Raw genomic sequence first — 14,769 nt, 5'->3', positions numbered from 1 at the left:
AAAATCAGTTACACCATTGAAACTAATCACATTCACAAATAAAGGTATTTATTGTCCGCAGGGGAAATTTTATATTGATCCTTGGCGACCTGTTGATTTGGCAGTTATTACGCATGGTCATGCCGATCATGCTCGTTGGGGAATGAAAAAATACCTATGTCACCATTTTACAAAACCTATTTTATACCAAAGAATTTCTCCTGATATTGAATGTCAAAGCGTTGAATATGGTGAAGTTATCAATATGAATGGAGTAAAAGTGTCACTTCATCCTGCAGGACATATCATTGGTTCTGCACAGATTCGTCTAGAATATAAAGGCTATGTAAGCGTAATTTCTGGTGATTACAAAGTTCAGGAGGATGGTTTGAGCACCCCTTTTGAGCTTGTAAAATGCAATGAATTTGTAACAGAAAGTACATTCGGACTTCCCATTTACAACTGGCTTGAAGTTGAAGATCTCAATAAAAAACTGCAAACGTGGGTTTTAAGAAATAAAGAAAATCAAAAAACATCGGTGTTTATAGGATATTCTTTAGGCAAGGCCCAGCGGATTATGAAGGCTGTCGAAGGCTTAGGAAAAATCCATGTTCACTACTCTATTGGAAAGTTAAATGAAGCTTTTGAAACTGTCGGAATTAAACTTCCCGATTATGAAATTCCTGATTTTAGAGAAAGTGTAAAACATCTTCAGGATGAAATTGTTATCGTACCTCCAGCTTTGCTGGACAGTAATGTGATTAAGAAAATTCCCAGTGCTGCAACTGCGATTTGTTCGGGCTGGATGCAGGTTCGTGGTGCGAGAAGATGGCGAAGTGCGGATGCCGGTTTTGCAATGAGTGACCATGCAGACTGGAAAGGTTTATTACAAGCCATAAGAGCCACAGAAGCGGAAATTGTTCATGTAACACACGGACAAACAGAAGTTTTTTCTAAATATTTAAATGAAATCGGAATAAAATCCGATGTAGTTGAAACTTTATATGGAGACGATGATGAGGAAATAACTGAAAAAGAAACCATCGAAAATCCGGAGCCATGAAACATTTTGCAGAATTAATCAACGCTTTGGAAAGCACCAATAAAACCAATGCTAAAATTGATGCGATCATCGATTATCTGGAACGTGCTCCGGATGAGGATAAAGTGTGGTTCATCGCTTTGTTTACAGGCAAAAGACCGAAGCGAAATGTGAATACCAATTATATGAAAGAATGGGCTTTAGAAATCACAAAATTACCGTTTTGGCTGTTTCAGGAAAGCTACTCTTCTGTCGGAGATCTAGGTGAAACTCTTTCGTTGATTTTACCACCTCCAACGAAAAATATTGATCGTTCGTTGTCTCAGTGGATGAATGATATTATTGATTTAAAAAGCAAAACAGATATTGAAAAGAAAGAATTTGTCTTAAATTCTTGGAACGGGTTAGATTATACAGAACGATTGATTTTCAATAAACTATTGGGCGGAAGCTTTCGAATTGGAGTTTCAGATAAAACGTTGATTAATGCTTTGACGAAATTTTCGAATCAGGAATCAAGTACCTTGATGCACAGCTTGATGGGAAAATGGATGCCTGATGAAATTTCATTTAAAGAATTGATTTCAGCGGAAAAAATTAACCCGGATAATTCCAAGCCTTATCCTTTTTGTCTGGCTTATCCTTTGGAAAAAGATTTGACAGATTTAGGAACTCCCGATGAATGGCAAATCGAATATAAATGGGACGGAATTCGAGGACAAATTATCAAAAGAAATGATGAAGTTTTCATTTGGTCAAGAGGTGAAGAATTGATAACGGAACAATTTCCTGAGATTGCAGAAACTGTAAAACAGATGAACGGCAGTTTTGTTATAGATGGAGAAATACTTGCGGTAATGGATGGTAAGGTTTTAAATTTTAACGAATTACAGAAAAGATTAAACAGAAAAACTTTAACTAAAAAGATGCTTTCAGAAATTCCAATTGAAGTTTTTGCATATGATTTATTGGAACTTGAAAATAATGATTTACGAGAAAAACCTATTTCTGCAAGACGTGCCATGCTGGAAGAATTATTGTTAAATGAAACTCCTGAAAACATTAAAATTTCACAGGTCATCGACTTTGAAAACTGGGATGAATTAGATCAAATCAGAGAAAATTCCAGAGAAATAAACAGCGAAGGTTTAATGCTGAAACAGAAAAATTCACCATATCATTCAGGAAGGAAAAAAGGCGATTGGTGGAAATGGAAAATTAATCCATTGACGATTGATGCGGTTCTTATTTACGCTCAAAAAGGAAGCGGACGACGAAGTGCTTATTATACCGATTATACTTTTGCAGTGAAAAATGGCGATAAATTAGTTACCATTGCGAAAGCTTATTCCGGTTTGACGGATAAGGAAATTATGGAGGTGAGCAAGTTTGTCAATAAAAATGCGATTGAAAAATTTGGTCCGGTTCGAACAGTAAAAGCAGAACTCGTTTTTGAGATTGCATTTGAAGGAATTGGTTTTAGTAACCGTCATAAAAGCGGTGTCGCTCTGCGTTTTCCGAGAATTGTAAGGTGGCGAAAAGATAAAACGGTTGAGGAAATTGATGATTTGGAAGAAATAAAAAAACTGATACAATAAATTATATTAACGCTAAGTATTCTTTGGGATTTTAGCGTTAAAATCAAAAACAAAATAATTTGGCTACTTTCGAAAATACCAATGGATTCAAAATCATTCAACAATGGATGATAGATAAAGGTATTTCCCCATTTAAATTCCAGATTGAAACCTGGAGAAAATTTGAAAACGGCTACAGCGGAATGGTTGTCGCACCTACAGGCTTCGGAAAAACATATTCCGTCTTTTTAGCTTTATTAACGAATTTTTTAAACCACCCGGAAAAATATAAAAGCGGTCTGAAAATGATTTGGATTACTCCCCTTCGTTCACTTTCGAAAGATATCGCAAAAGCCATGCAGGAAGCGATTGACGAGATTGGACTGGATTGGGTCGTAGGCGTTCGAAACGGTGATACAGATCCTAAAGTTCGTCAACAGCAAGTCAAAAAAATGCCCGAAATTCTGGTGGCAACTCCCGAAAGTTTACACTTGCTCCTCGGACAAAAAAATCATCAGCGGTTCTTTCAAAATTTACAGTCTATTGTGATCGATGAATGGCATGAATTATTAGGATCAAAACGTGGAGTTATTGTTGAACTTGGAATTTCTCAGCTTCGAAAATATGTTCCTAAAATGAAAATTTGGGGAATCACAGCCACGATTGGAAATCTCGATGAAGCAATGGAAGTTTTAATTCCTTATCCTATAAAAAAGACAAAAGTTACTGCAAAAGAGCATAAAAAGATTGATATTATTCCGGTTTTTCCGAATGAGATTGAAATTCTTCCCTGGGCAGGACATTTAGGAAATAAACTGGCAGACAAGGTTGTCCCGATCATTTTAGAATCAAAATCGACGATTGTTTTTACAAATACAAGGAGTCAAAGTGAAATGTGGTATCAATTATTATTGGATGCTTATCCTGATTTTGCAGGACAAATTGCAATTCATCACAGCTCGATTGATGCGCATTTAAGAATCTGGATTGAAGAAAATTTAAGCAATGGCAAATTAAAAGCTGTAGTTTCTACTTCATCTTTGGATCTGGGAATTGATTTTAAACCAGTTGACACCGTGATTCAGATCGGTTCTGCTAAAGGTGTTGCGAGATTTTTACAACGTGCCGGACGAAGCGGTCATTCCCCTTTTGAAACTTCAAAAATTTATTGTGTTCCAACTCATTCTTTGGAATTAATTGAAGTTGCAGCGTTGAAAGAAGCAGTAAAACAAAACGTTATCGAACCTCGCGAACCGCAAGTTTTGTGTTTTGATGTGTTGGTTCAATTTTTAATGACTTTAGCGATTGGTGATGGATTTTATCCTGAAGAAACGTATGAAAGGATTAAACAAATTTATACTTTTCAGGAAATTACAGATGATGAATGGAAAAATATTCTCGATTTTCTAACAATTGGCGGAAGTGCTTTAAAAAGCTATGAAGAATACCATAAAGTTGTTGTAATGGAAGACGGCCTATTTAAAGTAACTTCACGAAAAATAGCCATGCTTCATCGTATGAATATGGGTGCGATTGTAAGCGATGCTATGTTAAAGGTTAAATTTATTTCAGGCGGTTACATCGGAATGGTTGAAGAATATTTTATCTCAAAATTAAAAAAAGAAGAAAAATTTATACTGGCAGGTCGTGTTTTAGAGGTTGCGATGGTGAAAGATATGACGGTCTATGTTCGTTTATCGAAAGGAAAAGCTTTGGCTCCAAGTTATTTGGGAGGAAGATTACCTTTAAGCTCGAATTTAGGACATTTTTTAAGAGAAAAATTATCCGGAGCACTGAATCCAAAAGCCTCAGAAAAAGAACTGAAATTTTTGCATCCATTATTAATAAATCAGGAAGAACGTTCACATATTCCGAAAGAGGATGAATTTTTAGTTGAATTAATTAAAAACCGTGAAGGATATCATTTATTCATGTATCCATTTGAAGGGCGATTAGTGCATGAAGTGATGGCTGCTCTGATTGCCTATCGCATTTCAAAACTGGCTCCGATTTCCTTCTCAATGGCGATGAATGATTATGGTTTTGAGCTATTCAGTGATAAAGAAATTCCATTAAATGAAGAAAATCTGCATAAAATATTAACCAGAGAAAATTTAATGGTTGATGTTATTTCAAGCATCAATTCGGCGGAAATGGCCCGAAGAAAATTCCGTGATATTGCGGTAATTTCCGGGATGGTTATTCAAAATTTTCCGGGACAGCAGCGTTCTAATAAATCTTTGCAAAGTTCAGCAGGACTTATCTTTAAAGTGCTGGAAGATCATGATCCGAATCATTTCCTTGTAAGACAGGCATATACAGAAGTTTTCAATATGCAACTGCAGGAACAGCGACTGGTTGAAGCGTTTAAAAGAATCGAAAAATCAAAAATTGTTTTGAAGTTTGCCAATACTTTTACACCTTTGAGTTTCCCTATCAAAGTGGATAGTCTGCGACAGACATTGACAAGTGAAAGTCTTGATGCAAGGATCCAGAAACTGATTCAGCAGGCGAAAAAAGCGAGATCAATATGAAAATAGTTACAAAAAATATAAACTTACAAAACGAAATTTTTACTTTAACCAACCAGCGAGCATTGTTTTGGAAAAAAGAAAAAGCATTAATTTTATCTGATTTACATATCGGAAAAACAGCACATTTCAGGAAAAACGGTATTGCTTTAGCCAATCAAATTATGAAGAATGATTTGGAGCGATTATCAATTTTAATAGAATATTTTCAACCTGAAAAGTTTATTGTTGTTGGAGATTTACTTCACGCTGGAGACAACTCGGATGTCGACGAATTTTGTGCTTGGAGAAATCAATATCCGGATTTACAATTTTATTTAATTGAAGGAAATCATGATAAAATTTCCAAAACTTTGGAGTCAAAATTATGTTTAAATTTTAAATCGAAATTTTTAGAAATTGAGAATTTTATTTTTGTTCATGACTTTGAAAATAAACAACCAAAATTTCAGATTACAGGACATATTCATCCTGGTTTTGTTATTAATTCTTCTGTTAAAAATATTAAATTGCCTTGTTTTGTTGTGACGGAAAATCAATTATTGCTTCCTGCTTTTAGCGAATTTACAGGTTTAGACACAAAAAATCTCCCTAAAAAAGGAAGATTCTATGTTTTTACGGATGCTGAAATCTATGAGATTTAGGATTTATTCCAAAACTTTCTTCATCATCAGATCCGTTTGCTCTTCGTCTCCTAATTTAAAAATATGTGTAGTAAATTCTATAAATCCGTTCTTTTTGTAAAAATTAACCGCTCTTACATTTTTTTCCCAAACACCTAACCAAATATATTTTTTCTCTTCCTGCAAAGCTATTTCCAAGGCTTTATCATATAAAATCTGACCAACCCTTTTTCCATGATAAGCCTTTTTTACATAAATTCTTTCAATTTCCAAAGCATTCTCATCTTCTGATTCTGTTTGTGCATTTCCTGAATTTAGTTTCAGATAACCAATTGGATTTTCGTTTTCCCAAACAATAAAGAATTGAGAATCATGATCGTTTAACTCTTTTGTTAATTTTTCCGATGCAAAACTTTCATTCAGATATTTTTGCATCGCTTCTTCCGAATTATGTGGTGCAAAAGTCTCATAAAAGGTTTCTCTTCCTATATTTTGTATGGTTTCCAGATCTTCAATTGAAGCCCTTTTGATTGTAATGGATGTCATTTTTTGAACTATTATTCTAATTTTTTTGATTAGATTTTAATTTCAATTTTAAATTTATGAAAATAAAATTTTAGTAAATGCTTCTGAAGCCAAATGAACCTGAACCGACCAATCATCGGCAGCTTCACTTCCTGCATCGTCTGAAATATACTTCAAACAAAGGAATGGAATATTTTCTTTCATCGCAATCAGAGCCAGTGGATAAGCTTCCATATCTACAATATTGTAAATCGTTTCTGAATGATTCATCTCGAAACTGTCTCCACTACCGCAAATCCCTTCAGGAAGCTCATTTTTCTTTAAGCCATATTCTAAAACAGGCGGAATTCCGGAAAGCGGAGTTTCATATAAATGAAAACCAAGACCTCTCACATCCATATCTCGCTGAATGAATTTTGTACAGCAAATCACATCTCCTTTATGAAAATTTTTACTTCCCGCTGAACCTAAATTCACAATCAATTTGGGTTTTCTACGGTGAATTTCTTTCGTTAATTCCATTGCTGCATTTACTTTACCTATTCCTGTAATTAACTTGTTTTTATCATTAAAATGTTGTCCTGCTTCTGAATCCAAAGCGAAAACAAAAAGCGTATCTTCAATAGGAAATTGATGTTCGTCGTTTATTTTTATCATTAGAAAACTGAATGTTAAATTCTTTCCAAAAATATTGAATTGTAATTAAAAATCGAAATTAAATACTGCAGTCATTTTCGTCGCAAGAGTTTTCTCCAGTTGAAAGATCCTGCAAAGGCGTAACCGTCTCATCATAAGTCTGTTGAAGCGCATTTACAAAAAGGTCCACAGGTTGTGCCCCCGAAACAGCATATTTTCCATTCAAAATGAAGAACGGAACACCAGAAACACCATTGTTTCTTGCTGCCAAAATATCCTGATTTACATCATAATCGAATGCTTCAGAGGTCAAAACTTTTTCAGCTTCTTCTTTATTTATGCCTAAAGAATCTGCTAAAGAAATTAATGTTTCAAGATCTCCAACGTTCTTTCCATCAATAAAATGCGCGATAAAAAGAGCTTCTTCCATTTCGTTTGCCTTGTTGTATTTTTTGGCAAGATGAAGCAATTTATGCGCAGAAAAAGTATTGGTAATTAATGCCTTATTAAATTGAAAATCAATTCCTGCACCTTTTCCCATTTGTATTACGTTTCCGATCATTTGCTGAGCTTGAGCTTCCGGAAAACCTTTCTTTTCTTTAAAATATTCAAAAGTTGTTTTTGTTTCCTTCGGATCTAAAGTCGGATCCAATTGAAAACTTTTCCATTCAACTTTTATATCATTTTTGAAAGGCAGTTTTTCTAAAGCCTGTTCAAAATTGTTTTTACCTATATAACAGAACGGACACATCACATCCGACCAGATTTCTATTTTCATTTTATTTATTTTTAATTGAAATTATACTTTACTTTTTTAATTCTGTTTAAATAAAAAATTAAACTAAATCTTAAACTTAACCTAATTTTATTCTTTTACTAAAAATTAAATGAGCAATTAAAGCCAAAACTCCCATTGTTGCCCCAACGAAACAGACCCCACTCCATTGCGCATATTGCCAAGCGATTGATGCTGTCCAAGTTCCTAATGATCCACCGATAAAATAAGACACCATATAAACCGTATTCAATCTGTTGACTGCATTGGATTTAATTAAAAAATAATTGGTCTGATTCATAATGTGGCTCGATTGCACGCCTAGATCCACCAAAATAACTCCAACAATCAATCCCCAATAGGTTTCTCCTGCAAAATAAGTAAAAGCCCAACTTCCCAAAACAATTAATAATGAATAGAAAATTATTCTATTTAAATCCAAAAATCGTTGAAGTTTTCCCACTTTCGCAGCAGCTAAAGCTCCGACCGCTCCTGCCAATCCAAAACTTCCAACTACCGATGAGCCTGCATTAAAAGGAGGTTTTTCCATATGAAAAACTAAAGTTGTGAATAATGCACACATCGATCCGAAAGCCATTGCACCACGAAAAGAAGCCAATCTTAAAATAGGTTGAGTTTTTGCCAAATGAAATACGGATTTCATTAATTCTTTGTATGTTCCTTTGAAATTTGGTTGTAAATCGGGCAACATTTTGTAAATTGCAAACCATACCAAAACCATGATTCCTGCGGCGATTCCGAACATTGCTCTCCATCCCCACATTTCTCCGACGATACCACCGACAAATCTTGACAATAAAATTCCGAGTAATAAACCTGACATTACGATCCCTATATTTGTCGACTTCTTTTTATCAGACGACAGTTCCGCTGCGATGGGAACAAATAATTGGGGAATTACGGAAGTCGCTCCGATTAACAAACTGGCTGCGTATAACATCCATAGTTCCTGAGCGAAAGTCATCCATAATAAAGAAGCAAAAACCAGAATTAAATCTATTAAAATTAATTTTTTACGAAAAAATTTATCTCCTAAAGGAACAATTAATAACAATCCTGCTGCATAACCAAGCTGTGTAAGAACTGAAATTCTGCTCGCCGCACTTTCAGGAACGTGTAAATCGTCTGAAATAAGAGCCAACAAAGGCTGATTATAATAATTGTTTGCCACAACAAGTCCGGAAATTACGGACATCAACCAAATGACAGTACGCGAAATACCGCTGGTAGAATTCATCTGCATAAATTTTATTTAAGGATTTTAGAACTTTGTGATACAAAAATACTTAATTTAAGATTAAACGATCATTAAGGTTTTATCGGTTTTACCAATAGCTTATATCGAAAAAAAACTTTTTACACATTTAGAAATAATGAAGAACTTTGCACTATGAAAATTATATCATTAAAAGAAGGAAATTTTTCTACGAACAAAACAAAAGACTTCACTCTTTTAACAGACGAAAACAAAGACACTGCTAAAGGAATCAAAATGTCCGTAACTCCTTTTCTCATCATTACCGGAAAGGATATTATTCTACTGGATGCAGGAATTGGATGGAAAAATGAAAATGGAGAAACAGTAATTTCTGAGATTCTTAAAAAGGAAAATATTAACCCAAATCAAGTAACTAAAGTATTACTTTCTCATCTTCACAAAGATCATATTGAAACGGTCATTACAAGGAGTGAACATGGTTTTAAAGCCACTTTCCCTAATGCAGAAATTTATATTCAAAAGCGCGAATTGGAATTTGCAATGGAAAACCAAGGGAATCATTCTTTTGATTTTGATACACTTGAAAAGCTTATTGAGATTGATAATATTGTTTGGATGGAATATGATAAGGGAAATATTACAGACGAAATTTCATTTGAAGTTGTTGGCGGTCATACTCCTTTTATGCAGGTTTTCTGGATTAAGGAAAATGATGAAATTGCATTTTATGGTGCCGATGATCTTCCGCAGGAATCTTATTTAAAATATCATTTGGCCTACAAAAGCGATTTTGATGGAAAAAAAGCAATGGAATTAAGGTTGAAATGGGAAAAAGAAGCAAAAGAAAATCATTGGAAAGTTCTTTTATATCACGATCTTGAAAAGGCTATTCTTGAATTTTAATAAAGATAAAAAAAGTGGTTTAAAGATCATTAAACCACTTATAGATATCTAATTCAGACGGGATATTCAATTTTTTTCGCAGTCTGTTTTTACGATTTTGAATTGCTTTAGGCGTTACAAATGTGTACGTTGCAATTTCTTTCGTAGTTAAATTCAATTTTAGATAGATACAGAAAATTAATTCGGAATTTTTTAAATTTGGTTGTATTGCAGACAATTTATTGAAGAAATCCGGATAAACTAATCTGAATTTATTCAACAGACGTGGCGAATTTTCTTTTGCCAATGTCATTACTTCGTCTTGTACCACAATTTTCTGGTTTAAATCTTCTAAACTGAATTCAGGTTTTTCGTTTTTCATAATTATTTTCTCATCTCTACAAATTTCTGTTGCGTATATGCTTCAGAATGGATCTTCTATTCTACTCTATTTCAACTTTTTATTATTTAAAATAATCGATTGATGTTGAAATTTTTACTATTTATAATTATCTAAAAATCTTCTATACGCATTAAAAAAATAATGTTATTTCGCAGTCAGTGGTTTTTTTATGTTTTTTCATTTTAATTTAAATCTTTTCAAAAAAAGAAATAAAGACAAAGAAAGAAAAAATGATTAAAATTTTATTCAATTATAATACCACATACGTACCACGCGAAGAGTTTAAAAATTACTTTAGATTACTTTTATAGCTTTATTTTTTTATTTTTTTTAGGATTTCTAATTATTAATTATCCAAAAGTAGAATATTATTCATTATCCTTTTTATGATCTTAATCAATAGAATTTAAATTTCGCAAGTCCCTTCCCCTAAAGTTGTTTTCAAGGTTTTAAAATATTAAGAAAAGCTTTTATGTGGTATTTTTGTGGTATCCAGAAAATGAATTTTTATTATAAAAGTCTTTTATTTAATGATCCAATAAAAAATAGTGGATTATGAATGAAAAATTAATAGGAAATAATTGGCAAGCAAGAAAAGTTGAGAATAATTATATCGTAATTTTTGATGATAAAGCTGAGATCAAAGATGTTTTGATGGATTTCATTTCCAATCGAGGAATAAAAAAAGGACATTTTTCAGGAATTGGCTTTCTAAAGAATGCAGTTTTAAATTGTTTTGATAGTATTACAGGAAAATATACAGATAAAGAATTTAAAGGATTGATCATTGCTTTTGATATTTTTGGAAGTATTTTGCAGTTGGAAAATCAAATATCCATAGATCTCCGAATGACTTTTAAATTTAATGATGAAATATTTTATGATAATCATCTATTAAAAGGAAAAGTCTATGAAAAAATAGAAATGATATTTTATTCCGCAGATACCCAAAAGGTTATTTTTACAAATAAAATATCATTGCCTGATATAAATGATTTTAGTTATAATTAATTTTCTATAAAATTTAGATTTTGAAGAAAATTATTGTAGCCTTTGTCTACTAATTTCATTTATTTTTTTCAACATTATTAATTAAAGTTCCAATTGTCGTTGAAATTCTTCAATATACTTTGCTAAGTGCAGACCGTCTGCCAAACCATGATGAGCTTCTATAGAAACCGGTAAAAATTTTCTGCCATCACGAATATTGAATTTTCCAAACGTAATTTTAGGAATACATTCTTTCGGATCAAAATTTGTTGGATGCAACAACGCACTGAAAGAATTCCAAGGAATGGTAGTATGTCTGATGTGATTGATCGGTAAAACATCATTGCTGATTCTCAATCCTGTAGAATTCTGTACTCCTTTTATTTCTTCCTGTAAACCCGCGTTAAAAGTTTCAAAATCCGGAGAATAATAGAAAAATGAAAATCCAAAAGTTCCGTCTGCTCTTCCGATTGTGCTTCCGCCATGAACTTCGTCGAATAAAAGTACCTGTCCATCAACAATTCTAAGTCTTAATTCATCAACAGAGTTCACCGCAACCATTGATTTATGTAGATAATAAGCAAAAAAAGAATATCCGTTTTTTTTCGCATTATCATAAGCTTTTGTACAGTCAACCTCTGTTGTAAAGCCAAAAAAAGGACTTTTCATACCCGAAAAAAATTCAAAATGTTCTTTTCTGTTCCAACTCTCCAAATCTATTACCTTCATTATTTTTTTTTGCAAATTTCAGGAAGTTTTATCACTTTTAAAAATTGTTTGGAAGGTGTTTTGAACTTTTTGTTTAAATAAAATATCGTTCCTTTGCAAAAAGACGACTGCATTTTATGAAAAAATCGGAAGCAACCCGCCTTAATATTCTTCAAAAAGCATTTGAGTTAATTTACGTAAATGGCTATCAGACAACCAGTGTAGATGAAATCATTGCGACTACTCAGGTGACGAAAGGCGCTTTCTATTATCATTTTAAAACGAAGGATGAAATGGGTTTGGCGATCATTAATGAACTTATGATTCCCAACTTCGAAAATACTTTTATTGAACCATTTCAAAACACTGTAAATCCATTAGATGCAATTTATAATTTGATATACAATTTATTGATTGAAAATCAATATTTAAAGGTTGAATATGGTTGTCCTGCATCAAATTTTACCCAAGAAATGGCTCCCTGGAATATTGAATTTACAAAAGCCTTGAACCAGCTTTCTTTGCAATGGGAAAACACGATGATTGATTCTATTGAAAAAGGAAAAGAAAATGGTATTGTGAAAGCAGATGTAAACGCAAAAGAGGTTGCAGTGTTTGTATTGTCGGGTTATTGGGGAGTGAGAAATTTAGGAAAATTAGAAAATTCCAAATCAGCTTATCTCATTTATTTAAAAGGACTTAAGTCTTATTTTGATACATTAAAATAATTTTTTCTTTAAAAACATACTAATTAGTATGTTTTTATTATACCTTTGTCAAGTTCTTAAAAATTTGATGATGTATCAAACACTTACATTTTTACACTCCACTTTTAGATGGCTGGTTCTATTGAACTTACTTTATTCTATTTTCAGGGCTTATAAAGGCTATTTTTCAAATAGAGAATTTTCAAAAAAAGATAATTCAGTGAGACATTGGACAGCAACAATTGCTCATATTCAATTAGTTTTAGGAATTACTTTGTACTCTCAAAGCCCGATCATTCAATACTTTTGGAAGAATTTCAACGAAGCAAAAGAATCTTTTGATCTTTTATTTTTCGGATTAATTCATATTTTCCTAATGTTGTTTTCCATTATTTTAATTACCATCGGATCAGCAATTTCTAAAAGGAAACTAATTGATAAAGAGAAGTTTAAAACGATGTTAATTTATTTTATCATTGCTTTAATCATCATTTTCATTGCTATTCCCTGGCCATTTTCTCCTCTCGCTAACAGACCTTATTTCAGATAATTATGATTAATTTATTTAAAACTAAAATCGGCCGTTTGAGAATCATTTCGATTCTCGAAGGTATTTCATTGTTAACTTTAGTATTCATCGCAGTTCCGTTGAAGTATGGATTTGATAATCCAGCTTTTGTAAAAATGATGGGACCCATTCACGGTTCATTATTTCTATTGTTCTTATTCAATACTTTAAGTGTTGGTGTAGAACAAAACTGGAAGTTTAAAGAAACAACCTGGAAAGTGCTTTTGGCGTGTATTATTCCGTTTGGAACATTTTATATTGACAGAAAAATATTAAGCAAACTATGAAAAACATATTAATTTTTTGCGGAATCGTTTTGTTGATTTACGTTGTATACAGAATTTATAAATATCAAACGCTGGATAATGGTTTGGATAAATTAATAAAAAACGGAGCTATCATTCTCGATGTAAGGACAGAAAAAGAGTACGAAACTGGTCATATTGCGGGTTCACAGAATATTTCTTTAGGAACAATCAGGGAAAGATATATTGAACTTGATCCCAATAAAACATATATAACAGTTTGTTCGCACGGTTTAAGGAGTGTAAAAGTTGAGAATATTTTAAAGGAAAAAGGTTTTAAAAATGTACATAACGGAGGAGCTTGGAGCGATTTGCAGAAAAGTTTTAATTTAAAAACCTCAGAAAGCAAATAAGCCGCAAGAAAACTCTACACGGCTTATTCTATAAAATCTAACTAAGTTTTTTCTAAAAGTGAATGTTGAATAATTAATTGTCAATTTTGCTTCGCAAGTCAATAGTGAATTTTGAAGTAAGATTTAAAAATTAACAAGCGAAGCGAAATGACAATTCACTACTTCAAATATTTCTGCTTCAAAATGGCAATTTCTCTCGGTCCGATACCCATTTCCACCTGAAAGAAATTTTCTACGCTTCCGTATTTTTTGTCGATGGCTGCGAAGAAATTTCTTATCAATTCAGGTCTTAATTCCATTTGCTGTTTGATTTCTGTTTCCGTTAATCCAGATATTTTTGATAATCCGGAATACATACCTTTCATCGTCGGATTTTTCGATAAATAAAAGTTGGAAGCTACATAATCGCTTTCAATTACATCCTGTGGAACTCCTAAATTTTCAGGAATAGTGCGGAAGCCATTCCTGTTCTGTCGCGACCTCCCGTACAATGAAAAAGTAAGGCTTCATCGGACTTTAACGTTAATAATTGAACAAATAAACTTCTGTATCTTTCTCCAAAATATGGAATTCCGCCATCACCGTACATATCAAACAAGAAATTTTTGTCTTTCAGAAATTTAGCCATATCCTGAGCGGTCGGAAGATTGTTGCTTCCCGCTGGACAAAGAATATAACTCGTATTTTCAGGAAGTCTGTCCTGTGCTTTTTTTGCTTCTTCAACCCCTCTGAAATCTACAACGGTAACGATTTTTTTATCTTTAAAAGCTTTCAAATCTTTATCCGTAAGTTTATCAATCGCATCACTTCTAAAAACTTTTCCTAATATAACCTCCTTTCCCTCAACGGTTTTGTAACCTCCTGTATCTCTGAAATTGTATGCACCTTCCATTTTTACTACTCTGCGAAGGCTGTCCTTAATTTG

Annotated in this window: 16 protein-coding genes and 1 pseudogene; 10 read left to right on the top strand and 7 right to left on the bottom strand. The window is 32.8% G+C overall.

Features of this window, described 5'->3' with window-relative positions; all coding sequences use genetic code 11:
* The first annotated feature begins 16 nt into the window (after positions 1 to 16).
* From ACKX2A_RS01710 to pdeM, 4 genes are all read left to right on the top strand, one after another.
* The gene (locus ACKX2A_RS01710; protein WP_415327291.1) at positions 17 to 1,042 is read left to right on the top strand and encodes a ligase-associated DNA damage response exonuclease; all 1,026 of its coding nucleotides are present in this window, start codon (positions 17 to 19) and stop codon (positions 1,040 to 1,042) included.
* On the top strand, positions 1,039 to 2,619 hold the full coding sequence (locus tag ACKX2A_RS01705) for an ATP-dependent DNA ligase (protein WP_415327290.1): 1,581 nt from the start codon (positions 1,039 to 1,041) through the stop codon (positions 2,617 to 2,619). Before ACKX2A_RS01710 ends, ACKX2A_RS01705 begins: the two co-directional genes overlap by 4 nt.
* 107 nt (positions 2,620 to 2,726) lie before the next feature.
* A complete protein-coding gene (locus ACKX2A_RS01700; RefSeq protein ID WP_415329520.1) occupies positions 2,727 to 5,132 on the top strand; it encodes a ligase-associated DNA damage response DEXH box helicase in 2,406 nt (801 codons plus the stop codon).
* Entirely contained in the window at positions 5,129 to 5,773 is a 645-nt protein-coding gene (gene pdeM, locus ACKX2A_RS01695; RefSeq protein ID WP_415327289.1) for a ligase-associated DNA damage response endonuclease PdeM, read from the top strand. Before ACKX2A_RS01700 ends, pdeM begins: the two co-directional genes overlap by 4 nt.
* Positions 5,774 to 5,776: 3 nt before the next feature.
* Here the strand turns inward: pdeM and ACKX2A_RS01690 are convergent, their stop codons facing one another.
* The 4 genes from ACKX2A_RS01690 to ACKX2A_RS01675 all read right to left on the bottom strand — a co-directional run bounded on the left by ACKX2A_RS01690 (position 5,777) and on the right by ACKX2A_RS01675 (position 8,946).
* Positions 5,777 to 6,298, bottom strand: a complete 522-nt coding sequence (locus ACKX2A_RS01690; protein WP_415327288.1) for a GNAT family N-acetyltransferase — start codon at positions 6,296 to 6,298, stop codon at positions 5,777 to 5,779.
* Positions 6,299 to 6,352: 54 nt separating this feature from the next.
* Positions 6,353 to 6,934 (bottom strand): nucleosidase, encoded by a 582-nt coding sequence (locus ACKX2A_RS01685; protein ID WP_415327287.1) that lies wholly within the window; start codon positions 6,932 to 6,934, stop codon positions 6,353 to 6,355.
* Between the two features lie 58 nt (positions 6,935 to 6,992).
* Positions 6,993 to 7,691, bottom strand: a complete 699-nt coding sequence (locus ACKX2A_RS01680) for a DsbA family oxidoreductase (RefSeq protein ID WP_415327286.1) — start codon at positions 7,689 to 7,691, stop codon at positions 6,993 to 6,995.
* Between the two features lie 76 nt (positions 7,692 to 7,767).
* On the bottom strand, positions 7,768 to 8,946 hold the full coding sequence (locus tag ACKX2A_RS01675; RefSeq protein ID WP_415327285.1) for an MFS transporter: 1,179 nt from the start codon (positions 8,944 to 8,946) through the stop codon (positions 7,768 to 7,770).
* Between the two features lie 153 nt (positions 8,947 to 9,099).
* On the opposite strand from ACKX2A_RS01675, the gene ACKX2A_RS01670 reads away from it, so the two are divergent.
* Complete coding sequence (locus ACKX2A_RS01670) at positions 9,100 to 9,831, top strand: MBL fold metallo-hydrolase (RefSeq protein WP_415327284.1); 732 nt, start codon at positions 9,100 to 9,102, stop codon at positions 9,829 to 9,831.
* Positions 9,832 to 9,850: 19 nt separating this feature from the next.
* On the opposite strand, the gene ACKX2A_RS01665 is transcribed toward ACKX2A_RS01670, so the two are convergent.
* On the bottom strand, positions 9,851 to 10,192 hold the full coding sequence (locus tag ACKX2A_RS01665) for a helix-turn-helix transcriptional regulator (protein ID WP_415327283.1): 342 nt from the start codon (positions 10,190 to 10,192) through the stop codon (positions 9,851 to 9,853).
* A gap of 576 nt (positions 10,193 to 10,768) precedes the next feature.
* On the opposite strand from ACKX2A_RS01665, the gene ACKX2A_RS01660 reads away from it, so the two are divergent.
* The gene (locus ACKX2A_RS01660; protein ID WP_415327282.1) at positions 10,769 to 11,224 is read left to right on the top strand and encodes a PCC domain-containing protein; all 456 of its coding nucleotides are present in this window, start codon (positions 10,769 to 10,771) and stop codon (positions 11,222 to 11,224) included.
* Positions 11,225 to 11,305: 81 nt separating this feature from the next.
* Here the strand turns inward: ACKX2A_RS01660 and ACKX2A_RS01655 are convergent, their stop codons facing one another.
* On the bottom strand, positions 11,306 to 11,932 hold the full coding sequence (locus ACKX2A_RS01655) for a CatA-like O-acetyltransferase (RefSeq protein ID WP_415327281.1): 627 nt from the start codon (positions 11,930 to 11,932) through the stop codon (positions 11,306 to 11,308).
* A 116-nt stretch (positions 11,933 to 12,048) separates the two neighbouring features.
* Between ACKX2A_RS01655 and ACKX2A_RS01650 the strand changes: the two genes are divergently transcribed.
* From ACKX2A_RS01650 to ACKX2A_RS01635, 4 genes are all read left to right on the top strand, one after another.
* Positions 12,049 to 12,639 (top strand): TetR/AcrR family transcriptional regulator, encoded by a 591-nt coding sequence (locus tag ACKX2A_RS01650; protein WP_415327280.1) that lies wholly within the window; start codon positions 12,049 to 12,051, stop codon positions 12,637 to 12,639.
* 67 nt (positions 12,640 to 12,706) lie between these two features.
* Positions 12,707 to 13,168, top strand: a complete 462-nt coding sequence (locus ACKX2A_RS01645; RefSeq protein ID WP_415327279.1) for a hypothetical protein — start codon at positions 12,707 to 12,709, stop codon at positions 13,166 to 13,168.
* A 2-nt stretch (positions 13,169 to 13,170) separates the two neighbouring features.
* Positions 13,171 to 13,473 carry a DUF3817 domain-containing protein gene (locus tag ACKX2A_RS01640; protein ID WP_415327278.1) on the top strand — a complete coding sequence of 101 codons (303 nt, stop codon included), beginning with the start codon at positions 13,171 to 13,173 and terminating at the stop codon, positions 13,471 to 13,473.
* Entirely contained in the window at positions 13,470 to 13,844 is a 375-nt protein-coding gene (locus ACKX2A_RS01635; RefSeq protein WP_415327277.1) for a rhodanese-like domain-containing protein, read from the top strand. Before ACKX2A_RS01640 ends, ACKX2A_RS01635 begins: the two co-directional genes overlap by 4 nt.
* Positions 13,845 to 14,002: 158 nt before the next feature.
* On the opposite strand, the pseudogene ACKX2A_RS01630 reads toward ACKX2A_RS01635, so the two are convergent.
* Positions 14,003 to 14,736: pseudogene (locus ACKX2A_RS01630) on the bottom strand (tyrosine-protein phosphatase).
* Positions 14,737 to 14,769 lie beyond the last annotated feature (33 nt).

This window comes from Chryseobacterium sp. MMS23-Vi53 (genome assembly GCF_047651245.1).
Classification (GTDB): domain Bacteria; phylum Bacteroidota; class Bacteroidia; order Flavobacteriales; family Weeksellaceae; genus Chryseobacterium.
This window is presented reverse-complemented; position numbering and strand designations above follow the sequence as displayed.